The sequence below is a fragment of the Dehalococcoidales bacterium genome (genome assembly GCA_028716225.1).
In the GTDB taxonomy this organism is placed as follows: Bacteria; Chloroflexota; Dehalococcoidia; order Dehalococcoidales; family UBA5760; genus UBA5760.
Genome location: JAQUQE010000007.1, coordinates 62,072 through 85,402, shown reverse-complemented (window position 1 = coordinate 85,402; position 23,331 = coordinate 62,072). Strand labels below are relative to the sequence as shown.

The 23,331-nt window shown below is 44.5% G+C and carries 23 protein-coding genes; 4 read left to right on the top strand and 19 right to left on the bottom strand.

The window, feature by feature from the left end:
- From PHI12_06070 to PHI12_06020, 11 genes are all read right to left on the bottom strand, one after another.
- Positions 1 to 271, bottom strand: a 271-nt coding sequence (locus PHI12_06070) for an aldehyde ferredoxin oxidoreductase N-terminal domain-containing protein (protein MDD5510353.1), incomplete at its 3' end; no start/stop codon positions are given.
- Between the two features lie 22 nt (positions 272 to 293).
- Positions 294 to 1,439 (bottom strand): alanine racemase, encoded by a 1,146-nt coding sequence (alr, locus tag PHI12_06065; protein MDD5510352.1) that lies wholly within the window; start codon positions 1,437 to 1,439, stop codon positions 294 to 296.
- 194 nt (positions 1,440 to 1,633) lie between these two features.
- The gene (locus tag PHI12_06060; GenBank protein MDD5510351.1) at positions 1,634 to 2,398 is read right to left on the bottom strand and encodes a glucose 1-dehydrogenase; all 765 of its coding nucleotides are present in this window, start codon (positions 2,396 to 2,398) and stop codon (positions 1,634 to 1,636) included.
- A 394-nt stretch (positions 2,399 to 2,792) separates the two neighbouring features.
- Positions 2,793 to 3,143, bottom strand: coding sequence for a hypothetical protein (locus PHI12_06055; GenBank protein MDD5510350.1), 351 nt, complete (start codon positions 3,141 to 3,143; stop codon positions 2,793 to 2,795).
- A gap of 181 nt (positions 3,144 to 3,324) precedes the next feature.
- Positions 3,325 to 4,584 carry an amidohydrolase family protein gene (locus PHI12_06050; protein ID MDD5510349.1) on the bottom strand — a complete coding sequence of 420 codons (1,260 nt, stop codon included), beginning with the start codon at positions 4,582 to 4,584 and terminating at the stop codon, positions 3,325 to 3,327.
- A 186-nt stretch (positions 4,585 to 4,770) separates the two neighbouring features.
- Positions 4,771 to 6,141: an aspartate aminotransferase family protein gene (locus PHI12_06045; protein ID MDD5510348.1), complete on the bottom strand. Its 1,371-nt coding sequence runs from the start codon at positions 6,139 to 6,141 to the stop codon at positions 4,771 to 4,773.
- Between the two features lie 577 nt (positions 6,142 to 6,718).
- The gene (locus PHI12_06040; protein MDD5510347.1) at positions 6,719 to 7,423 is read right to left on the bottom strand and encodes an ABC transporter ATP-binding protein; all 705 of its coding nucleotides are present in this window, start codon (positions 7,421 to 7,423) and stop codon (positions 6,719 to 6,721) included.
- Positions 7,416 to 8,168, bottom strand: coding sequence for an ABC transporter ATP-binding protein (locus PHI12_06035; protein MDD5510346.1), 753 nt, complete (start codon positions 8,166 to 8,168; stop codon positions 7,416 to 7,418). The genes PHI12_06040 and PHI12_06035 overlap by 8 nt, the downstream gene beginning before the upstream one ends.
- The gene (locus tag PHI12_06030) at positions 8,156 to 9,118 is read right to left on the bottom strand and encodes a branched-chain amino acid ABC transporter permease (GenBank protein ID MDD5510345.1); all 963 of its coding nucleotides are present in this window, start codon (positions 9,116 to 9,118) and stop codon (positions 8,156 to 8,158) included. Before PHI12_06030 ends, PHI12_06035 begins: the two co-directional genes overlap by 13 nt.
- A 28-nt stretch (positions 9,119 to 9,146) precedes the next feature.
- Positions 9,147 to 10,022, bottom strand: a complete 876-nt coding sequence (locus PHI12_06025; protein ID MDD5510344.1) for a branched-chain amino acid ABC transporter permease — start codon at positions 10,020 to 10,022, stop codon at positions 9,147 to 9,149.
- Between the two features lie 107 nt (positions 10,023 to 10,129).
- The gene (locus PHI12_06020; GenBank protein ID MDD5510343.1) at positions 10,130 to 11,332 is read right to left on the bottom strand and encodes an ABC transporter substrate-binding protein; all 1,203 of its coding nucleotides are present in this window, start codon (positions 11,330 to 11,332) and stop codon (positions 10,130 to 10,132) included.
- Positions 11,333 to 11,723: 391 nt separating this feature from the next.
- On the opposite strand from PHI12_06020, the gene PHI12_06015 reads away from it, so the two are divergent.
- Positions 11,724 to 12,206, top strand: coding sequence for a VOC family protein (locus PHI12_06015; GenBank protein MDD5510342.1), 483 nt, complete (start codon positions 11,724 to 11,726; stop codon positions 12,204 to 12,206).
- 995 nt (positions 12,207 to 13,201) lie between these two features.
- Here the strand turns inward: PHI12_06015 and PHI12_06010 are convergent.
- Together PHI12_06010 and PHI12_06005 are read right to left on the bottom strand one after the other, a co-directional pair.
- Positions 13,202 to 13,873 (bottom strand): response regulator transcription factor, encoded by a 672-nt coding sequence (locus PHI12_06010; GenBank protein ID MDD5510341.1) that lies wholly within the window; start codon positions 13,871 to 13,873, stop codon positions 13,202 to 13,204.
- A gap of 45 nt (positions 13,874 to 13,918) precedes the next feature.
- Positions 13,919 to 14,677 carry a hypothetical protein gene (locus PHI12_06005; protein ID MDD5510340.1) on the bottom strand — a complete coding sequence of 253 codons (759 nt, stop codon included), beginning with the start codon at positions 14,675 to 14,677 and terminating at the stop codon, positions 13,919 to 13,921.
- Between the two features lie 688 nt (positions 14,678 to 15,365).
- Here PHI12_06005 and PHI12_06000 point away from each other — a divergent pair.
- From PHI12_06000 to PHI12_05990, 3 genes are all read left to right on the top strand, one after another.
- Positions 15,366 to 16,604, top strand: a complete 1,239-nt coding sequence (locus PHI12_06000; GenBank protein MDD5510339.1) for a saccharopine dehydrogenase NADP-binding domain-containing protein — start codon at positions 15,366 to 15,368, stop codon at positions 16,602 to 16,604.
- A 438-nt stretch (positions 16,605 to 17,042) separates the two neighbouring features.
- Positions 17,043 to 17,267, top strand: coding sequence for a hypothetical protein (locus tag PHI12_05995; GenBank protein MDD5510338.1), 225 nt, complete (start codon positions 17,043 to 17,045; stop codon positions 17,265 to 17,267).
- A gap of 331 nt (positions 17,268 to 17,598) precedes the next feature.
- The gene (locus tag PHI12_05990) at positions 17,599 to 18,339 is read left to right on the top strand and encodes a Vms1/Ankzf1 family peptidyl-tRNA hydrolase (protein MDD5510337.1); all 741 of its coding nucleotides are present in this window, start codon (positions 17,599 to 17,601) and stop codon (positions 18,337 to 18,339) included.
- Between the two features lie 93 nt (positions 18,340 to 18,432).
- On the opposite strand, the gene PHI12_05985 is transcribed toward PHI12_05990, so the two are convergent.
- The 6 genes from PHI12_05985 to PHI12_05960 form a co-directional block, all read right to left on the bottom strand.
- Positions 18,433 to 18,927, bottom strand: a complete 495-nt coding sequence (locus PHI12_05985) for a ribonuclease H-like domain-containing protein (GenBank protein MDD5510336.1) — start codon at positions 18,925 to 18,927, stop codon at positions 18,433 to 18,435.
- A 194-nt stretch (positions 18,928 to 19,121) separates the two neighbouring features.
- A complete protein-coding gene (locus tag PHI12_05980) occupies positions 19,122 to 19,649 on the bottom strand; it encodes a tetratricopeptide repeat protein (protein MDD5510335.1) in 528 nt (175 codons plus the stop codon).
- A 170-nt stretch (positions 19,650 to 19,819) separates the two neighbouring features.
- Positions 19,820 to 20,392: a hypothetical protein gene (locus PHI12_05975; GenBank protein MDD5510334.1), complete on the bottom strand. Its 573-nt coding sequence runs from the start codon at positions 20,390 to 20,392 to the stop codon at positions 19,820 to 19,822.
- Positions 20,389 to 21,624, bottom strand: a complete 1,236-nt coding sequence (locus PHI12_05970; GenBank protein MDD5510333.1) for a hypothetical protein — start codon at positions 21,622 to 21,624, stop codon at positions 20,389 to 20,391. Before PHI12_05970 ends, PHI12_05975 begins: the two co-directional genes overlap by 4 nt.
- Positions 21,625 to 21,727: 103 nt before the next feature.
- Positions 21,728 to 22,279 carry a hypothetical protein gene (locus PHI12_05965; GenBank protein MDD5510332.1) on the bottom strand — a complete coding sequence of 184 codons (552 nt, stop codon included), beginning with the start codon at positions 22,277 to 22,279 and terminating at the stop codon, positions 21,728 to 21,730.
- A complete protein-coding gene (locus PHI12_05960; GenBank protein MDD5510331.1) occupies positions 22,276 to 22,977 on the bottom strand; it encodes a tyrosine-type recombinase/integrase in 702 nt (233 codons plus the stop codon). Before PHI12_05960 ends, PHI12_05965 begins: the two co-directional genes overlap by 4 nt.
- Positions 22,978 to 23,331: the final 354 nt, after the last annotated feature.

Here is a 23,331-nt window from a genome sequence, read left to right as displayed (position 1 = left end):
ACCCCGTTAGTGGCGACTTAGCTGAAGCACTGCACTTTCCAGACCCAGCAACATTCGCTGCTTGATACGGCCCAACGGCAAACACAAGCACGTTACCCGGTCCGAGCGGATTGGTGTTCTTGGTTACCTTTCCGTAGATTATCCTAGACGCTAGGCCGACTCCTCCCAGGTATTTTCTAGCGAAGCTATTATCAAACACACCAGTGCTTGTTTCACCACGAGACAAATCTACGAATAGGATTTTACCCCAGTAGCCTCCTTTTAACATCATGATAATACTCCTTTCTATAAGATCATACAGCGCGACAAGTTTCTGGTTGACTAGTACGCAAATAAAGTCTGGGAAGCACCCCAGATAACCTGGTCACCACTTCATGATGTATAGTACCGGTTAGTTCGGCTATATCACCGGCAGTTATCTCTTCACTACCCTGTCGGCCGATTATAGTAACTTCATCACCTACCCTTACGTCTGGTATGCCCGTCACATCGATAATGGATTGGTCCATACAGACGACACCACGTATGGGAGCACGTCTACCTCCTATAAGTACCTCTCCTTTGTTAGAAAGTAACCTAGGTAAACCGTCACCATACCCAAAAGGTATTAGAGCAATTAAGGAATCTCGGGGAGCAACCCAAGTCAAACCATAGCTTAGCCCTTCCCCTTCCTTTATTGAATAAAGCCGTATAACCCTTGTCTTAAGACTGAGCACCGGTCTTAAGGACACAGACTTTCTAACCGCATTAGAAGGGTAGAAACCATAAATTGATATACCTACTCGAACCATATTTAAGTGAGTTTCTGGAAATTGGAGAGTAGCCGCACTGTTAGCAGCATGCAGAGTAGTGATATGCGGGAAGCGCCTGGCCAGATCGAGAAACTTCTCCAACTGTATCCTGGTTGGTGTGTGGTCAGTTTCATCCGCAGAAGAGAAGTGTGTATACAAACCTGCCACGTTAAGGTTAGTAAGTTCTCCAAGATAGCTGAGAAATTGAGGAGCTTCCTCTAAGGATACTCCAAAGCGATTAATGCCGGTATCAATTATTACATGTACCTCCGCCACAATTTTCTGTTCCTTAGCAGCCTTAGAAAGAGCATGAGCTAGTTCCCTCTCGATCACTGTGGCAATCAATCGTTGTCTAACTACAATATCTGCTGCGCTTGACGATACAGGACCGAGTATTAGTACAGGAGCATCAATACCGGCTTCGCGGAGTTCTAGCGCTTCTTCTAAAGAATATACAGCCAGGGAATCTACGCCTGCTTCCAGCGCATGCTGACATACTTCCGGAGCACCGTGCCCATAGGCATTTTTCTTGACTACGGCCATAAACTTCACGCCCTGTCTTAGTTGGCTTCGTAGAGCCTGAATATTCTGAACCAGAGCATCTATGTCTATCTCTATCCATTTAAGATATTGCGATAGCTTTTCCATTTGCCTTGCTCTTCAAAGACCTTCCGGATCTTACTGATTAAGCCATGAACTACAATTCCTTCATAGCACTGAAGCCATTTACTCAATTTTGGCACGGATATTCTACGTCACTGACAGATTATACCTAAATTCCATGAAAGTTAATGTAAACTCATAATAAATACATATCAGATATCAGCCTCCGAGATAGATCTTTAAGCCTTTTGAAAGCTTTCAATCGAAAGACCTCCATCAATGATTAGCGTTTGGCCAGTCATATAGGGACACTCATCAGAAGCTAAAAATAAAGCCGCCTGAGATATCTCCTCTGGTTCGCCATATCTGCCCTGAGGTACTAAATCTAGAAACCGTTGTTCCTTTTCCGGAGAGGTAGACAATAGCATGCGTGTCTTGATAGGCCCAGGGTCAATTGAGTTAATTCGAATGTTCTGGCCACTATATTCTACCGCTGCGGCTCTGGTTAATGCATCTACTCCACCCTTAGAAGCGCAATAGGCAGGCATATTCACCACACCCTTATGTGCAGCTACAGATCCGGTGTTGATAATTGCCCCTCCCCCTATTTTTAAGATTTCGGGAATAGCGTATTTCATCGTGAGCCAAACACCCTTGAGATTAACAGACATAATCTTGTCCCAGTTTTCCTCTGTGCAATCTACTATAGAACTACTTTCGCCAGAGATGCCAGCGTTATTGTAGAGAATGTCTAGCCGGCCATAGGTTTCAATAGTCAGATTGACCATGTTCTTAATGTCTTCTCTTTTGGAGACATCAGTCTTAACGAATATAGCTTCACCGCCAGCATTTTTGATCAATCTCCTTGTCTGTTCCCCTGCTTCAGCTTCTACCTCCGCAATAACAATCTTTGCCCCTTCTTTCGCAAAAAGCATGGCTGCCGCCCGTCCCTGTCCACAACCAGCCCCAGTTATTATTGCTACCTTGGCATCTAGTCTACCCATTTAAATATAACCTCCTATGATTGTAATTAGCTTCCGCGATGCTTGTGGCACATGAGTTGTTATATTAGTATTCACAGTAATGCCGTATGATGTCTTGCAACGCTGATTTAAGATAGAATACACGAATGATACCAGTGATAGCCTTCGGATTTTCTATGTATAACATACTCTAACAAATCACGCCATAGACCCTTTACAGATAGACCTATGGAGACACAGGTAACGACCCTGACAAATCCAGCGAGTCTCAGAGCGCAAATAATCTGCAAGAGTTTTATCCGAATCTTCTAAGAACACGCCCCACTGCAATGCCTGGTTTTCCCACAAGATCCCTTATTCCACCTAGGCCACCTTTCGATAGTAGAATGGCCTATTCACGGCAACCATCCCAGTATTAAGGATTATCGCCCACCTTAGTTTGGAGAGAGCTTATCCTCTTGTAAGTAGCTACTAATATCGTAACTAAGTCTACTCCCTCTCTGAGACGTCCTTCCTTTCTCTTTCTGTCCATGATTACACGCATTTCTTCCATTACTCCGTTGATGTTATCGCTTTCTACGTCGTAGAGTGCTAGGAATTTGCCTGGCCCCGTGTTTGGGGTAGTACAAACATAGCGTGTGCCGTTAATAACACCTGGAGTCTCCAACACATCGGGTAGATGGATATTGTCGTACCATTCATTGTATTCGTTCTCACGCAAAGGATCTGGGGCGTCAGTATATGCTAATATAAGGTACTTTGTCATATCTATATCCTCTTTTTGTGCAAATTCCTCTGCTATTTATAGGACCAATCTACAAATGAAAAACAGGCTGAAGTAACAATGTTCTCTCTGCCAATTGCCGCCGACTGAATATGTTTCGCAAATAGTCCGCGATTAGACCTGGCTACGACCCAAAACAGGTATCACCAGAACTCTACTACTCCTATCTTACCAACTTGCCACCCTTTACTACATTTAGGATATTGTCCATCTTTTCGAGACTACCTATATTATCAATGGGATTTTCTCTAAGGATAAGCAGATCTGCCAGCTTCCCCTTTTCAATTGTTCCCACACTATCTTGTATTCCACAAGCCTCAGCTGCTACTTTCGTTGAAGCAACGATGGACTCCATCGGAGTCAAACCCAGAATGTCCACCATTCGCTTGAGCTCCTTTATATCATAACTCCCTCTTGGTGTAATACCCTCTGTGAAGGAATCTGTGCCCATCGCGAGCTTGACGCCATTCCTATATGCTCTTTGCCAACTTCTGATATTATTCTCAGGGATTTTAGGCACTGCCCACTCTCCAACACCCTTTTCTATTTCAACAAGATATATAGAGCACATCGGTACGAAAGCAATATTATTATCAAGCATCTTTTCTATTATCTCATCGTCAACCTCTTCACCTTCGCAAAAGTAGAAGTGGTCGATCACATCCACCCCGGCTTCTATTACTCTCTTGTGTGACCTAAAATTTTTACTATGTACTCCTACCCTTAAATCCAGTTCGTGAGCCTCATCACAAATCACTTGCATTTCATCGAGGGTAAAATGAAGGTGTTTGTAATTGTCTTTTTCCCAGTAGCCACCGCCAGTTGCCCAGAATTTTATCATGTCGACTCCCTGACTAATAAGCCTGCGAACTTTCTTACGTATATCATCTGTCCCGTTAGCCCGGAGAGCCCAAGGATGCACATGATCAATAAACTCATCATCTAGGGCCCAGATGTTTCTAGGTAAGTCTCCATGTCCACCGGTCCTAGAAATGCCGAGTCCTGACGAGACAATTCTTGGGCCAATTGCAGAACCTTCATCAATTGCTCTTTTAAGGGCAAGTGAATACCTCGAACCACAGTCTCTCACAGTAGTGAATCCCCACTCTAACATCTTACGCGCCTCATTCACGGTTCTTATAGCTTGTATTTCATTAGGCTCGGTCATCCACTCTACATAGTATTCACTGACACAACCCAAGAAATGAACATGGCAATTGATCAAACCGGGCATAATGAATTTCCCCGATACATCAACCTGCTGTACGCCCTGGTCTAGTTGTACTGAATCCCTACCACCTACATGTTTAATGACTCCATCTTTAACAGCCACTACAGCATCTTGTTTGACTTCAGCACCAGAGCCATCAATAAGTGTAGAACCTACCAACGCAAATTCGTTTTCTAGTTCATTTAGTTGCATCTCTGCTCCTTCCCTATTCATTTATAGTGATTAAAATGTGCGTAACCTAGTTACGTTCCATTTATCGGCAGACAAGTTTTCTAATGCTTTAAGATCACGCTGTTTCATGAAGTCATTAGTACACCCTCATTCTTTTACATCGCGATCTATTCTAGTTTTTGCCAGTATAGCGAGTGATTTGTTCCCCTAATAGCCGAGATCTAAGGCTAGTTCAGCAATGATCTTATCCAATATGGTAATTATCTCGTCAATATCGCTTTTAGAAATACACAATGGTGGTGTTAAAAGAATAGTTGATTCAAACTCCCGGCATAACAAGCCATTATCTTCCAATTTCTTAAAAGTTCTGTCAACAATTTTCACTTCTGGTTCGAAAAATGCCTTGGTTTTTCTATCTGCTACCGTCTCAATACCAACCATCAACCCCATTCCCCGAACGTCACCGACTATCGGATACTTTAGAAGTCGATCTCTAAGTCCCTCCAGTAAATATTCCCCCATCTTAGCTGAGTTCTCTATCAGTTGCTCACGTTCCAGAATAGCGATATTCGCAAGAGCTCCTGCGGCCGAAGGAGCATTTCCACCCCATGTGTTTATATTAACGAGACCAATGTGAGGACCGCTCTCGACTTTTTCAGCTATCTCAGAGGTTGTTATTGCTCCTCCGGCAGGCGTATAGCCGCTAGTGATACCCTTAGCGAAACATATTACGTCAGGAACGTAGTCCCAGTGCTCGCAAGCAAACCACTTACCAGTACGTCCAAAGCCAGTAAGAACACAGTCATTAACAAGAAGCACTCCATACTTATCGCAAATGGAGCGCACCATAGGCCAGTATTCAGGCGGAGGAACTGCGACATAACATGAGTGTGAAATTGGTTCGCCAAGCACCGCAGATATATTGTCTGGAGACTCGTTAACAATAACGCGCTCTATTTCTCTAGCACACTGGAGATCGCAATGGGGATATCGCAGTCCGTAAGAGCAACGGTAGCAATACGGATGAGCTACTCTTATTGCCATCGGAACCATGGGCTCAAAGTACGAAAACACGTTCCTATAGACTCCCGTGACGCTCATACAACCCCATGTTGCTCCGTGATATGAACCCCTTCTAGTTATGACCTTATGTCGTCTTGGCTCACCATTGAGTACATGATACTGTCTCGCTATCTTCATTCCTGTCTCTACCGCTTCAGACCCGGAACTACAAAATGATACCTTCGTCAGGTTTCCTGGCGTAATTGTAGCCAACTTCTCGGCTAAATTCAGAGAAGGAATGTTAACAAATTCCCCGGCAAGAATAGCTAGCTCACCAATCTGTTTGTGTATAGCATCACCAATTTCCATCCTTCCATGGCCCACAAGTCCGTACTGCCAACCAGCCGCACCATCAATATACGTTTTACCTGTTACATCAGTAATGCGAACTCCCTCGCCTTTCTCAAAAATTTTAAGATGGCCAGGTTCACGTAACCAAGCAGCTGATCTGTATTGCACGAACATATGCTTAAATATTTTCCTTCGCATTTCTTCTATATCATTAATATCTCTCAACCTTCACCCTCCATATTGATTATCCATGTTCTTCAAGTAACTCTAACCACATAATCCAGAATTAGCTATCCCGCCTTGCCTGATCTTTTGAAATTCACGGTAACAGGGGAATCTATCACGCTTTTAGAAACAACGGCCATCGGGCAACTATTATCGGTTCCCGTGAGAATATTAAAATACCTCGACGCTATGGCATCTTTATGTCTATATTCATTCATCATCCCATAGCCATTTGGGTAAGCCTTCCATTTAACCAAATCTAACTGCATTATCTGGATCATGCTCCTAATCAACTTACGGTTACCTAAAGTTGTCATAGGAAGGGACACTGGCAGAACGTGCCCACATTACCAAACTCACTGCCCTAATAAATCCTCCCGTCTCGTGGAAATATTCCATCTTTTATCTCTGAATACTTTTTCACACCTAATACAGCAATAACGCCCTATTCCATCGTGGACTCCGTAACTGCTGCCTAACCAACAACCAGCTTATCAAAATCAATATGCTAATCTTTTCACCACCCTTCGGGCTACGAACTGTCGCCAGTCTTCGTTTATCTAAGATGCAGAGGAATTCAGGTCTTAATAGCAAGATGCTTGAGCATAATTTCCTCATTACTCAATAAGTCTTGAGGAGTTGATTTATAGACTAATTCCCCTTTGCTTATTATACAAACGTAATCACTAACTTCTACGGCAAGGGACAAGTTCTGCTCGGCCAACAGTATTGATAGCCCCTCTTTCTTCAACTCAGAAATGATTTCACCCACCCTCATTACAAACAGTGGGGAGAGACCTTCCGATGGTTCATCCATCAGCAGAAATTCCGGATTAGTAAGCAAGGCTCTGGCGATGCATAACATCTGCTGCTCTCCACCACTTAGTAGGGTACCTCTGACATTCGCACGCTCTTCTAGAATTGGGAAGGACGAATAAACCCTTTCCAATGACCAACTATGACTGCTCATCATCGGTTTCTGCCCTACGGTGAGGTTTTCCTTGACACTTAGAGATGGGAAGATCCGCCTTCCCTGTGGTACCAAACCTAGGCCCATTTGAGCAATCTTATATGATGGGAGCCTCGATATTTCTTTTTCCTTAAACCAGATTTCACCATAACGAACCGGGGTGAAGCCAATTATCGATCGCATAAGAGTTGTCTTTCCCATTCCATTGCGACCCAAGATAGCTGTTACTGAACCAGGATTGATCTCCAGAGAGATACCATGTAGGATATGGCTTTCTCCATAGAAAGTATGCACATCGACTATTCTAAGCATTTTTGCCACGCATTCCTAGGTATATTTCGATGACCTTGGGATTACTCTGTATTTCGTCCGGTGTGCCTTCAGCAATAATACCACCATAGTATAGTACTATGACCCGGTCAGCTAGAGAAAAGACTACATCCATGTCGTGTGCAGCGAATAACAGTGTCATATCCTTAACTAGAAGGCCCATGAATTCTAAGAAGGCCTTGGTTTCCGCAGATGACAAGCCAGCAGTCGGTTCATCCAATATCAACATCCTCGGCCTAGAAGCTAGAGCTAGTAGGATTTCAACCTGACGTTGTTCTCCGTGGGAGAGAGCACTAATCAAATCGTCTTTTCTGTCCCACAATCCAACCAACTGTAGCAATTTTTTAGCTGCGTCGATATCGCGCTCATAAGACATTAATGAACGAAACATATGGAAATGGCCTCTCCCTTTACCCCGTACTGCAAGTAGAACATTAGTGAGTAGGCTCAAGTCATTAAAAAGAGTATTGATTTGGAAAGAGCGAGAGAGACCTAAAGAAGTGCGCTTGTTAGGACTCATCTTAGTTACATCGGTACCTAAGAAATGTATTCGGCCACCTTGGCATGGTAGTACGCCAGTTAGTATGTTGACGAGAGTGGATTTACCTGCCCCATTAGGACCAATAAGCGCAACTCTCTCGTCATTCCCAACTTTAAAGGATATACTATCCAAAACCCTCAAACCACCAAAGCTTTGCGTCAGACAATCGACTTCTAAGATTGCCATGGTTTTTGTACCTCGCCCCAATGTCTACGTATAGTTGGTAAAATGCCGCCTGTAGAAAACATAACAACGGCAATGAATACAATTCCTATTATAAAAGGCCAACGCTCTGGTGTGATTAAACTTACGTAGTATTGCATCAACATGAATATAGTACTACCAATAGCTGCCCCCCAGAGGGTACCAGTACCGCCAATTATTATCATAAGCATTAACAACCCAGAGGCCTGAAAACCCACGTCAGAAGGAGCAATAAGACCGTTATAGTGTATGTACAGAACTCCGGCTATACCTGCATACATCCCACTGATAAGAAACGCAGCAAATTGCAGCAACCAGGTATTGTAGCCTAATATCCGCATTCGAACTTCGTTGCCCTTAATCCCCTGTAGGCTCACGCCGAAAGGAGATTTCACGATTCGATAAAGTAGATAGGCTAATATAGCCACAACCGTTAAGGTGAAGTAATAATAGCTAATGGGTGTAAAGTGAAAAAACACCCCCATTTCAGGATATGATATACCTGCCAAACCATTAACGCCGCCAGTAACTGCATTCCACTTCATAGCAACTGAGTATATTATTTGACCTAGTGCAAGGGTAATAAGAAGAAAGTAGATAAGTCTTCCACGCAGAGCTATTGCACAGAAGATAGCGGAACAAATTACTGTTAGCAAGACTCCGAGTGGGGCTGATACCCAAAATGAAGTAATGCCATAATGTTTGATCAGTATTCCGGTACTATATGCTCCGACTCCAAATAACCCAGCGTGGGCAAAAGACCAGAGATTTGTGTATCCAAATACTAGATCTAAACCCATGGTCAAAAGAGTAAATATTAAAATCTTGGTAATAAGGCCCACAGCCCCGGCACCTAGAAAAGAGGGTGCCACTATCAGAAATAATCCGATGATTAGGAAAGGGGCAAGACTACGCAGATTTTTGATACTCATAAGAAATCGAATTCTCCACGCCTCATAATTATTTTGTCCCTAATAGTCCGGAAGGCTTAATCACGAGTACAACAATCATGGCTATATACATAATGAACATAGCTAAGAATGGGAAATAGGTTGTGGTTAAAGCAGTCGCAATACCTATCACTAGGGCACCCACCAGTGCGCCTTTTATGGAACCTACACCACCAACTATAGTAACGGACAATGCTACCATTAACATAGTAGGCCCAGCCTCAAGACTCATTCCACCTAGTGAAAGCGCCCCGATTACACCGGCTAAACCAGCCAAGGCAGTTCCTATGAAGAAGACACGGATGGTAACTGGTGTAAGATTAATACCTAAGCCAGACGTCATCTCCTTATCATCCATTCCGGCTCGTATAGTTGCACCTAGTTTCGTTTTTTCAAAGAGCCACCACAACCCGAAGTATATTCCCAATCCAATAGCGATTACTGCCAGGCGATGAATAGGCAATTGAAAATCGCCAATAGCAAAAGAACTACCCCAAACTGCCGGAACAAAAGGTGCCTTAGGACGTGGCCCATAGATCCATAAATGTAGGTTAGTTATTATGTAGACGAAACCGAATGTCACCAATATTTGCTCGAGGTCTTTTCGATATAATCCACGAAGGAAACCTCGATGGATTCCTAAACCAACCAAACCTGATGCGCCGATAGCAGCTAATATACCAAGCCCAATTTCGCCCGTTGACTTAGCCACAAAGATTCCTAGGTATCCCCCTAACATGACGAGCGATCCGTGGGAAAGGTTAATGATTCCCATGAGACCAATGACTAACGATAATCCTATAGCTATAAGAAAGAATATCATCCCAAGTGATACTCCACTTAAAAGACTAGTTAAAAAAGCACCCACAACTAATGCCTCACACATCCTTACTCGTAACAAGAGGACCAGAAGGACTGAACGTTAGGCTAACATGGCTCTGTTTTGCTGGTACAGGAATAGCTTTACAGTACTCCTGTACCAGCAACGCGAATTCACTGTATGCGTTCCACAGTTACCTCAAAGCCATCACCGACTCTCACAGCCTTGCTTGCATATACGGCAATGGTCTCTACGGTGGTGGGACCAACGATCTCCATGATCTGAGTATCAGTATTCCCGATTCCTTCAGGGCTGAAACTGATTCTACCTCGAATAGTCTCTAGATCAGTCTCAGAGATGGCTTTCGAAAGCGCTTCAAAAGACAGGTCTCCCCCTGATCTTTCTATTGCATCCAGTATGATCTGCATTGTAATATACCCCATTCCGCCATATGAAGAAGGCGGTACACCATACTTAGACTCGTAAATATCACTGAACTCTTTATTCCCTGGCGAAGTGCTAGAGAAGTGATAATGCGATTCACCAACAGTGTCTATCGATTCCTGCCCAACCTCAAGCAAGGAAACTTCATCAAACAAACCCGTATCGGTTGCGCATATTATAGGCATCTTTTCCCAGACACCTTGCTCTCTGAACTGTCTGAATGCTTGTATTACCGGACCAACTACTACCACAGCCAAAGCATCGGCATCCTGTAGATTGACTATATAAGGAGTGAAGTCAAGTGTGTCGAAAGGGAAAGACTGTTCCTGAACAATCTGTCCTCCCCGATCCGTGAACCCTTTCATAAAACCTTCCATGTATAGATGGCCTGCGAGGTAATCTACGACTAGGGTCGAAATCTTTCTGTAGCCCAGTTCATCATAGGCAAATTGACCCATAGTGTAGCACCTCTGATTCAGTGTTCCGGCATGACCCCAAACCGGCCAACCGCTAAGCGCTTCTTCGTCGGTTATGCACGAATTAAGTAAATAGGGTACCCTTGCTTGTTCAAGATATGGGCCGATCGCATCTGCACCAGAAGTAAGAATAGGTCCAGCGATTATGCTGACTCCATCTGTCTCAACAAGCTTTCTGGTCTTATCCAAACACACGGAAGGCGAGGAAGCTATATCTTCTGCAATAAACTCTATCGGTCTTCCCAGAACTTCGTAGTTGTGTTGTTCTAGGCAGACCTCCGTAGCTCTATGTGAATCTACACCCAGGGCTGCCAAAAAATCTGTTAGTGAGTAAAGCCCTCCGATCTTTATCGGTTCTTCTTGTGCAGGTTGCGCTGGAGCCGTAGGGACGCAAGAAACAAACAAGGAAGACACCCCAACTACCACAACCAACATAACTACCAAAATCGGTTTCATTTAGAAACACCCCCTCAATCTTAATGGACACATTCACATAATTTTAATGACCTAATACTCTTTAAATTAATTTTAGAAATTTTATTTACAGATACCACCTCCTTGAAGATCAATCTGGATTACAGTTCCATAACACAAACTACCAGAGATCCCCCTCAGTCAATAGCGTTGTTATACTAATGATATACCTAGCCTATATTGTTGTCATCAGAAAATACTTGTAATCTAGTCGCGGGAACGATAAGTAAAATTACTGAAATTAGTTAATAATATCTATAGATTAAGACCTTGTTCAGTTTATGATATTATTATGGAGTGAAGAATTAAGGGTTATAGGGGGTAAATTTTGTAGGATGAAAATAAGTCTCATCATAGTGGGGGTGGTTTTAATATGGGAAAGGTAGAACGCGGATTTACAACAATTATTGATTTGCCACATACTGCGCATTTTATGGTTCTAGTTGTTAAAGACATCTATAAAAGTGCCGATGAACTGTCGCATAAACTAAACATTGGATCGTGGAATATCCGCAAATACCCGGATCCAAGTCGCGATGATGCGATTTTTGGTAAGAAACAGTACGAATTTATGCATGGTTTTGCCAATCTAGGAGGGATGATATTAGAACTTGAACAACCACTTTCAGGAGACTCACCGACTGCTAAATTCATCGAAAATCATGGCGAAGGGCTATGGGCTATAGGGTATGTTGTAAATAATTTTGATAAGGTTACGGCGAAATTAAGAGATTTAAATTACGAAGTTATCAGAAGCGGGAAGCAGGATGGATGCCGTTATCATACCGTTGAGCTGGGATCAGGCTTTGTTATAGAACTCCAGGAAACAAAGATCGAGGGTATTAAGCTCTTGTGATTCGTAGTAGATATGAGTAGCGACAAGTAATTTATGAACTAGTCTAGACTTAATCTTGCATACGGATGAATTCTTTATCGGAATCGCAAGCAATTTCCACCTCTCCCCAAAGCGGGGGCTGCCGTCTTAATTTAGCAGACTTATCTGTAGGGGTTTTACTACGAGAGTCATGAACCTGATTCCGGTTGTAGTTAGTGTTGTTATTCTGCCAAGCTGTCACTGAGATGATCCTAAGAGAAATCTACTGACGCCAAAATTGAGGACGGTCTGCTGATCCCTCTACACCTTTCCGTTTGGATGAGGCTGTCTGAGTCATATATGGCGGAACTTAATACGGTACTTTACAAACCATTCTTGTACACTATAGGCAAAGCATTCCCCCACCTCGGTCAGTCTGAATGCTTTGAGTGGGGAAGCATGTTTCTTCGCCCACTTTCTTGAGAAATAGGATACTATTAGCCGCTTTCCGAGCGGGATATATTTCCATTTCCTGATAGCGAGTACAGTCACCTATCGCTGTATACTTATATGCGCTAGGGGCGGTCTTGCAAGTATCTAGCTGTCCCCTTTCGCTCGGAATAGGCCGAGAGTATCGCTTGAGCTTCCTTTTACGCTTGAGTCACCGCAACGGCTTGCCCTTATTTCTGACTAGAATATCACGTATGGTGGCCAAGGACAAGGATGTTTGATACCGGCGTTACAGTTCATTCTTAATACGCCGAACGCCTAGGTTATTTCCCAAGCAGAGGTATAATATTTACCATTCTGCGCCTTCAAAGACCTTCCGGTTTAGCGAATTTTAAATTTACGGCTCTTACTGAGTAAGCTATGAATGCCGAATTCCTCATACCGTTAAAGCCATTTCTTCAATGTTGGCCATGATATTGCACATCACTGACAGGTTACACCCAGCTTCCCTGAAACTTTATAGTGTTTGTTGCATCGTGGTTGAAATTTAATTCAGTACAAGTTTACGCCTATTAGTAGTCTTGTAGTTAATTGCCATTTGGAATGATATCGGCAGCTAACTCGTTTGTATTATACAAACCTTCCTTTATGGCAATCACCGCAGCTTCAAGTCGTGTACGTACTCCTAGTTTCCGATAAATATTAAAAAAGTGTGTTGCCACTGTGCGTTCACTAATACTGAGAGTAACGGCTATTCGCTTGTTGCTCATGCCACCGGAAGCCAATCGTAACACCTCTTTTTCACGAGGATGCAAACTATTAGTGAGTTTGGTGTTATCAGAGACCTCTGACATGTTTTGACCTTGAGCATTCAAGACTATATGTCCAGTGTGTATTAGTCGAATGACATCTACCAATTCGCTGCTGGAAATATTGCTTGTCACTAACCCATTGATCCCAGCTTCAATAAAGCTGTTTACCATTTGTGGATGTCCATGTTTCATTATTACCAAGACCGCAGTTCCTACACTTAACTTTTTTATTTCTTTTACGACCGTAACGATATCAGTGTTCGGCATAGTACCTTCGAGGAGAAGCACAGAAGGATGTTGGTTCTTACATAATTTGATGACTCCTTCTCCATCCTGCGCCGTACCTATGACCCGCAATCCCTTTCTCTTGTGAATAAGTACTACCAATGCTTCCAGAAAGAGCGATTCTGTGGCAGCCACAATAAGTTTGATATTTTCGGTATTCATTACATACAATAGGTACAATTAATATAATGATATTGATGTGTGTTGTCAATACGTTGTGCTGGTTAATATGATTAGTGACACCTGTCCTCCTTTTCTGGGTAATATGTCTGTGGCTCTACAAAAACTAGGGGTAAGGTAACCCAATGCTTGATTTGGCCGGACTTCATGATGAATTCTCTCTCGTTCTAGTAGTTCGTTATTTAATTCGGCAACGTCGAATGAGCTTTCGGCCACTTCATAGAATTCTTCGGTGTGAGTTATATGTGCCCGTTCGACGCCGTTGTTTAGTCTAGGTAAGCGTGGTGGTAAAACAAAGAGTTTTATGCCTATCCTCTGACACTCCTCCTCAAAGGTATCCTGAAAATCGGGGCCTCCATCTACTTGAATAGCCTTGACAGGGAAGGGCATTCGCTTTAACAGGATATCTATAAACCCTGATACGATGTTAGATGTTGCCCGGCTGTGAGCTTCCAGCACGTCCCACCTTGAGATGATATCTCTGGCGGTAAAGTGCTTAAGTATTACCCCGGGCAGGGGCCTGACATCCAGTGTATCCACCTCCACTATATCCCCCGGCTCCTCAGCCAGATAGTCCTTGGGCTTTCTCAACACATAAGGGCGCTGCCTCTGCCTTTTCCTGGCTGAAATGTGATTCGGTATTGGTTCTTTCAATATGCCGCGCTCTTTCAGCTTATGTGATATCCTACCCACTGTAGAAGCAGAGCAAGCAAATTCTTCACAGCGCAGCAATACCACCAGCTTATCTTTACCCCAGCGAGGGTATTCCTCTCTTAATCCAAGCACTGCCTCAATCAGCTCACCTGAATAACCGGGTTGCCTTAAGTGCCTAGGACGGTGAGAGCAGTCCTAAAGAATGGCTATATGCCTGGGATTATAGCGTCTTTTCCAGCGATAAAAGGTCTGTGGGGAGATGCCAAAATAGCGACAAGTGAGGCGGGCATTACGACCATGTGAATTATAGTAGTCAAACCATTTAAGTCTTTGCCTGGCTTTTTTGATGGCCCCTCCTGAAGCCTCGCCAGGCGATATGCTCCAGGTCCTGTACTGCTTATTATCTTCATAGTAACACTATTATAAGTGTCACCTATCTATCTGAACCAACTCATATCTTAACTTTCGCAGAAGTGTCAAGGAAGTTACCGTTTAACCCTGCACCCTATCGTAGACTGAATAAAACCTTAATCCATAGATATTATTAACTGATTTCAGTAATATTACTTATCTTTCCCACAACTAGATTACAAGTATTATCCGATGACAACAATGTAAGGCTAGGTATATCATTGCTTATAAGCTTCTCAATAATGACTCCTAATGGAATGAACGGTTATGGTTACGAAGGGTAAATTACAGACAAAACAATCGATTGAGAAGGGAACCACCAGCACATATTCATCTTTTTGAGTAGTGGGTATCAGTGGTGAATTGTTAAAGTAATTTGGAGAGTTATCGAAGTGAAGGTGTATAGGGAATGAAAATACTGATTGTAGGAATAGGACCACAAGGAATGACTATGACTAGACTCCTAGCCAAAGAGCCTGTGGTCACCAATGTAATCTGCGCTAGCAGAAATTCGGAGAATCTGAAGCGATTTTCCGAAAGGCTGAACAGCAAGAAGGTATCTACCATATGTGTTGATGCTACCAAACCCCATGAGGTAATAGAGGCAGCAAAAGGGGTAGATATAGTGGTAAACACATGCCAAGCTTTTGAGCCAGTTTATTCAAACATTCTAGATGCTGCTTTTGAGAATGAAGCCCATTACCTTGACTTCTGCTATTGTTTCAACAATAATTTCCCTCCTTTGCCTATGCATCGTTGGGAATTATTCGAGCAAAGTGATAAATGGAAGTTTGCAGGTCTTACCGCCATTACAGGTGTTGGGAAGTCTCCCGGAACTGCTGAAATCTTGGCTATGAATAGTGCAGATAAACTTGACCGCGTGGATGAGATACGCCAAAGAGATTTCTACGAGACAATTTCGCAGACACCTCCCTCTGTCTGGTGGGATATGGGCATAAGGGCGGCACAGTTGTGGTCACCCATTGTGTATGATGACGGGGAATGTAAGATAGTCCCCTTTGGTGAAGAGGAAGAATACCCATTCCCTAATTTGGGACTGCGTAAAGTCTCCCTGATAGCTCTCCCCTCTGTCGAAGCAGCCCCCCATTTCATAGGTAAGGGCTTAAGACATTTAGATTGCAAGTTCGGGAAGAGTGGTCCTGGGATCGAAATGTACAGGCAGATGGGGTTTTTAAGCGATAAACCTATAGATATTAAAGGTGTTAAGGTAGCCCCCCTAGATGTCATTGATACGATATCCCCACCTATTACTCCGTCGTGGGATGAATACGAAAACCAAATCAAGACTGGCATAATAACTGACTCGGCGTGGGTTACTGTGGTTGAGGTTACAGGCGCGAGGGCAGGCGTAGATGTGAAGCATAAATCTCACGTATTCATCCCTCTCCATGACGTAGCTGAGAGACTTCCAGGTACAAATGTCATTATGTACGAAACAAGCGCCGCCGGTGCAACCTTTATCAAAATGCTTAGCGCTGGAGAGATACAAACGAAAGGTATGATTACATGCTATCAACTTTCGATAGAAGAGAGAGAATTATTTCTGTCCAAGCTAGCGTCCGAAAAGGGTGTGGTAATAGCTGAGAGTATTGAGAGAAGCTACCGGCAACACGGACTACGAGAATAACTCCATACCTTCACAGGCTGTTACCTTAACCAGCCCCCTATATTATGCGGACATTATTCTTCAACCATGGCAAGTGCTGTTAATAGGAAGGGGCGGGAAGTCACAACGGGTAAACCGTAATCGGTTTTAATGAGGAAATCGATGACTAAGATTGGGTAGCAGTATTCGGCTACTACTTCGGCGATGTACCTTCAAACCCGATTCCCTTTGTGGTTGCCTCCGGGGACGGCGGAGCTAACTTCACCTATGCCTACCCGATGAGTATCCCTCTTTTAGCGCGGCTATGCAGATGATGGACATGGCTGTCTCACCGTCGGAAGGCAACATCCACAACATCGCCCTGACCAATGCCAGCGTTAGCGCTACCACAAACGCTCGGGTACGCCGGACTACGTGACCACCTACTACTGACAGGTAATTGCCTGGAAGGACGGCACCATGCTCAGCCAGAGCGATGTCGGCACCTTTGCCATCGCTGCCGAGGAGTACATACCGCCCGAACCGAAACCAGCTGAGCCGGTACAGCCAACACCGCCACCGGAAGTCAACATACCGCCGGTCCAGCAGGTAACCCCGACCTGGATGTATGTTGTGATTGCGATCGGCATTGCCCTGATAGTGGTGGTCATTGTCCTGATTGTTCGGAGCAGGAAGTCATCCTAAATCCTGACTCTTCCTAGCCCCGACTCTTAGAGACTAAAAGAGCCCTTCGATTTCTCGAAGGGCTCTTTCTTTTACGATAGTTAATTATGAAAAGACCGCCTTACCAAATACTCAGGCAAACATTCATTATCCCATTAGCTTTGCTCATAAAGCTTCGGGTATAATCGCGTTGACCGGATTAGCCTTAATAGTTCCGCCCATCGTAGTTACCACCGTATAACCCTGGCATTCAGATGGCGGCACTATGAAAAACACTACATGGTAAAATTGTAGGCATCCATAGCTAGCCAGACTTATGCTCGTGTCGGGAAACTAATGGTCAGGAGGAAGCATGTCATCTATCAGACGGTACAATTTAACTAAGGCAAAATTATTACATTTACTGGAGAAATTAAAGACCAACTCTATAGAGGTCGGTTCTTTATACGTTCCGCCAAAGTCTTCAAAAGCAAGCATAGAAGGTATGATGGAAAAGATACTGGATATGGAAACAACGCCTGAAGATCTGTCTGACTTAATTGCGGAATCCCGGACGGGGGGAATACTTTTTTGGGGACCGCATCACCGGTATCTGGTGATGCCCCCATTCCCTGTGGCTGAAGAAAGTGTTTCCAAAACCTGTGAAATTGAACCTCTTTATTTACTTATGCATCATGAATTTCTTCTAGCTATGGTAATTGTAAGGCTCGGGGCGTATGGTATTGGCGTTTTTCAGGGCGAGAAATTGCTTTCCAGCAAGGTTGGTACAGGCCTGGTACATGCCCGCCACCGTCAGGGGGGCTCTTCGTCCCAACGATTTGCGCGACATCGTGAGAAGCAGATGGAAACCTTTTTTACGCAGGTTTGCCAGCATACTAGGGGACAGTTAGATCCCTATGCCAGACTATTGGATCATGTTATTTATGGAGGTACCAGAAAAACCATACTGGATTTCCGGAAGCAATGTCACTTCCTCCGGGAGTTTGACACAAAGACCTTAGATCGGTTGCTTAACATTAGAGAACCTAAGCAACCAGGACTTGCAGAAGGGATCCAGGAAGCTTGGTCAAGCCGAGTAATCCAATGGGCGTAGAAATAGCTCGCTTGTCTGAGTAGTGCAGCGGGTTTAACTCAAGCGGTCACCTTTCATCGGAATGTGTATCCAGCCAACGCTAATAACTGTTTGTTATCCAGGTAGTATTGCCAGACTATCTCTCAAATACCTGAGGTTTACCACATTCTCTCGGTTATACGCGAGTAACATAGCAAGAGATTCTTGATCCCCATATTCCAGATATCTATGCCACAATAGTACTGCATCATACCCGTTAATGCCGCTCATCTGCCGGGGGATACCAAGTTGCCGCTCCACTGCCTTAATGTCGCCACATAGGTTACATCTCCAGCAATCATACATAAGGTCATGATGGTCAGCCATATTTCTCAGGTCTATACCTACGGAATTGAGAATGAATGGTATATCAAACCGTTCACCGTTATAAGTATAGAAATTACTTACTCCATCAAGAGCTTCAAAAAGATTACCAACGGTCACCCTATTACCTGCCAGTTGAACCAGACTCATACTAATACCACTGACTTTATACACACCGACAACGGTTACATAATTGTGTGATAAGGAGAGGCCAGTTGTTGCAATACTAAGGTAGGCATCGTACAAGGTTTTCTGCTCCGATATCTATATTTCTGTCCTCGACAATAACTTGGTGATAAACACATCACTCCTTCGCATGGTTCTCATTCGGAATGAGTGACTTATTACGCATATCTACTTTTGTCTACTTCAAGTTAATAAATTAGGAAATGGTCGTAAGACCGTGTAATAGTCTGTTAGTCTGCGGTGACATCTTATGACTAATCGTCCATTAGCTCCAGGCAACTATTGAATTCTTCACATAACTCACAAGAATAACCTTGAAAGCACTCCTGATATTCAATAGGATATTCGGAAATATCCTTCTCCTGGAACAGTTCGATGGCTGTCATAAAACAGTCGGCTGCTTCGGCGTACGATCCCTTTTCTTTGAGAGCATAGGCCTTTTTCACCCACGCCTCTTGATTCTTAGCGTCTATGGCAAGTGCCTGGTTATAACACTCCAGTGCCGCCTCTTCACCATAATAGTGATCACTTAATAAATCACCCTTCAGAATCCAGACATGAACGTCAAAAGGATTATGTTCCAGATATTGATCAACGTATTCTATCGCTTCTTCACCTTTCCCCAGTATATGCAGGGCATAAGCCTTATTTTCTACGGCCTCATGATTGACAGGGTCTATTTCCAGTATTTTGTTGAAGTAGTATAGTGCCTCTTCTTCGAGGTCATTATTGATCATTTCATCAGCGATACTTTGCCAGATAGCAATACTATTATCCTTCATTTATTAATCTCGACCTCTCTTGATTTATTCGTCCTGTCCACCTATAGACTACTCTCATACAATTATAAATCCAGTGTCAACCAATTTTTGCTTACGCCTATTCGCCATTATTCGGGAACGCGTTCTCAGGCGCGAACGGGGCAATATTTCATCGGTCATTTTTCTTATCGTTATTCAGTTACACAACGTGGTAATAGCTTCATTACTTTCCTATTGAATGACTGCTTCAGCCTGTTTATGATATTACTGAAGCCCCCCAACTGTTCTCCGGCTATGGCCCGCTTTTTTAGCTGCTCCAGAACTGCATTGATGCGCTCCAAGCTCACCCATATCCCGTTCTGATTAATCGCATCCTGAGGAGCTATTACTAAGTTATTTGTCAAAGATACATACCATTTGGTTTCCCCAAGCCCCTGAATTAGCCCATCTACACCTGCTGTTCCCGCGTTAAAGGCGGAATCTACATCCTTACCAATAAACCCTCCCCAAATAGCACTACCAATCCCTACTATCGCCATGCTTGTCTGGATGATCGGGTTATTGCTATCTATTAAAGTAATGCCTCTATTACGTGCCATGGATTTTCTCTGCCGTTCAAGGCCAGTCGATATGATATCGATCTTTAAGGCCTCCATCAGCCTGCATAACAGGTCAAAATCGCCAGCAGTATTCAGTGCCTTGGTCCTGTTGTAGCATAGTTCCCCGCTTACTTTTTTAACAGTGTCTTCCCAACCATTGTTCAACCCGTATTACCTCTCATCCTCGCTTGTACTTCGGAAATAAAGTTACGAAACTGCTTCTGGCTTAGTTCACCCTTTTTGACAATGTCATTCATCATCCCCACCGCTTCGCCGGCAGCCAGTACGTCAGTAAGCAAAACTTCTAGCGGCTTCCTCAGTGCCTCTACCTGCTGACTCAGTCGCAGGGCGGCTTCCTCACCGGATTGCTCGATCTTTCGTATAGTAGTAACCACGCTCTCGTCAATTTCCCCGAGTAGCCTAGCCTTCCTATCCTCCAGCTGGTCTATTGAACCGGCCAGCATATCCTTCTGCTTGCTAAGCTCCTTGATCTTTTGCAGTAACCGCTCCTGCTGCTTTGTAAGACCGATGATTTCCTTGTATGAAGCCAGGGCCGAGAAGAATGCCTCGGTGACCTCATTAAGACCCTCACTACCGCCGTGACGGACTCTTTTCAGGAAATCCCTGAGCCTGAGTAAGTCCTCTTGAGCAAAACCGGTCTCTTTAAGGTCCTTCAGCACCTCCTCCCTTCCCCCGATCTCCGAGGAGATCTTCCGTTGATATCTCTGCAGCCGATCAATTGCTTTAAGCAGAGTGGTTTTCTCCTTAGCGACTTCGGCTAAGGTTGAGCTCACATCCGCTAGTTTACGGCTTTGTTCTTCAACCTGATTGGCCAGGGCATCCTTCTGCTTTATAAGCTCCTCCGACTCTTTGTGGATCTGTTCCGTCGCCTCGGATAGCGCTGTCTTACTCTCTGTCAGAAAGCCGACTTCTTCCCTGAGCTTTTCTGCTTCCCTTTGGCATCTTTGATACTCGTCAAACATTTCCTCGAATGTCTTCCCCTGGCTCTTCTCAAGATCAGTAAGTCTTTTTACTGTCGCAACAAAATCTCTTGGTTGGAAATCAGTGCCACGTATTTCACCGGCTAGATTAGACCAGCAGTCAAGGTCTTCCGGAGTTATTCCCATTTCTGTCAGTCTTCTATAGAACCTGATACCGTGGATAGCCTGTGACGGTTTGAGCCCGCTGGATTTCAGTTCCGCACCTAGCCTGCGGAGGTCTTCCACCTGCTCTGAGCTGATACCTTCAATGTTAAGCTGGCCTTCTTCAAGCTCCCTGACGATGTTGACAATGCTGCCGTGGGACACGCCGGTCTCTCCCTCGACTTCCCGGTAGCTCTTACCAAGCAGATACTCGCTGGCTACTTCCATTCTTTTTACCCTGCTAACACTTTTCATCTCTTTACTCTTTCTCCTTAGTCGTGCTACTTAAAATACCAAGAGTATGAGTGTCATGATTTCAATTGACCACTCGACCGGTATTTGACCTTATTGACCGCCTTTATTGACCATAAAATGCCCCCTTCCATTTGACTGAATAATGGCCTCTACCGTAGAGGGTAAGATGCGGGTTTGCCCAAGCCGTGTCACTGGCTGATTGGCCGGCCGGAGTTAGACGGTAATACCTCCTCGGTTGACCAGAGGGATAATTATCCTGAAAAGCTGATGTCTCTTCTTTACCCGATGGCTCCACCCAACCCAGCCGCCGCAGCGTCGAAAAGTAGCTTACGAAGCTATGGTAGCGGCATCCGTGGCCCTTGTAGGGAATCCGGGCAAGGTATTTACTAATCAACAGCTCGATGTTGTCCGGGTTGATGGAGCGTTTCTCACGCCGTGCCTGTTTTTCTTCCTGGCGCGTGGCTCTATCGGCGGCAGTGACCCGGATGATGGCTGTCTTATAGTGATAGAAGATATCAGCTTGGGGAGCGCCAATAAGAGGATCGATAGCAGGAGCCCCATAGGGTTGGTTGCCCAAGAGGAATTCCCTGATGAACCAGCCGCACCCGAATGGCCTCAGAAATCCCCCTCGCTTGGGTCTCACTGGTGTAGTCATGATTCCTTTTGCTCCCATAGTCGTCGACACCACTTCCTGTGCTCTTCGCCGGAGACTTTACGATACCTCATGGTAGTTGCAATGCTCTGATGCCCAAGGTGTTCCTGAAGAAGCCGCAGCCCGTCGCCTGAGTCATCCATTTTGACGGCGTGGGTAGCGAACGCGTCTCGTAGTCGATGCGGGCTAACGCCACGCGTCCTGCCGGAATCCGGGTTTAATAAAGGAGATAGTCCCGCGCTCTCTGCGCATTTATGCACAACTTGCCAACCGCGGTGCCTATTGATCCCAAAGAGTATCCACCTGCCGTTTTTGATGACCGGCCCCCCGGCAGCAAGGTATTCACTGATCAACTGTAAAGTATGCTCATCGATTGGCAGGGTCCTGACCCGCCGATGCTCAGTGGCCTTTCTCACTGCTTCCTCAACGCGGACGCCACACCGTGGGCAGAAGGTGTGGCGCATACCAATCCTGGTATCACAGATGGGGCAGGAGAGTTCAATCCGGTATTTGAGGTGCTGAATGGTAATAGTGGCGCGCCCAAGATCGATATCATCAACAGTAATGCCAAGGGCCTCTGAGATCCGGCAGCCCAAGTGGAACAGCAACCTGATTAGCAACCGGTCACGCTGATTAGTGGCCGCTGCCTCCATTTTCTCCACTTCTTTCGGATCAAGGTATGTCTTCATTACTGCTGCCAACTAAGCCTCTATTTCCTTCCTCATCACCTGGGGAGATTCGTGTAGGTTGGCTGATGCTACTTTCTGTGCCCTCCGGTTTTTTGACTGTTGGCATTGGCTGCCGTGTTCCTGGCTAAATACACTCTGGCGATGATCCTAGCTAAGATGCGTGATCTATCGCCAGTGAAAGTATCCTCTCTCAAATTCAGGTCGGGTTGCCTTTTTGCAGTTGACATTGATTATATTATCCTGTATATTATATACAGGCTATATAGTACATATTGTCAATAGTTAAGGCACATGAAGAATACTGATAAAGAACACACGTTAGCTCATGATTACTAACTGTAGCCATGATAGAACATCACTAAAATA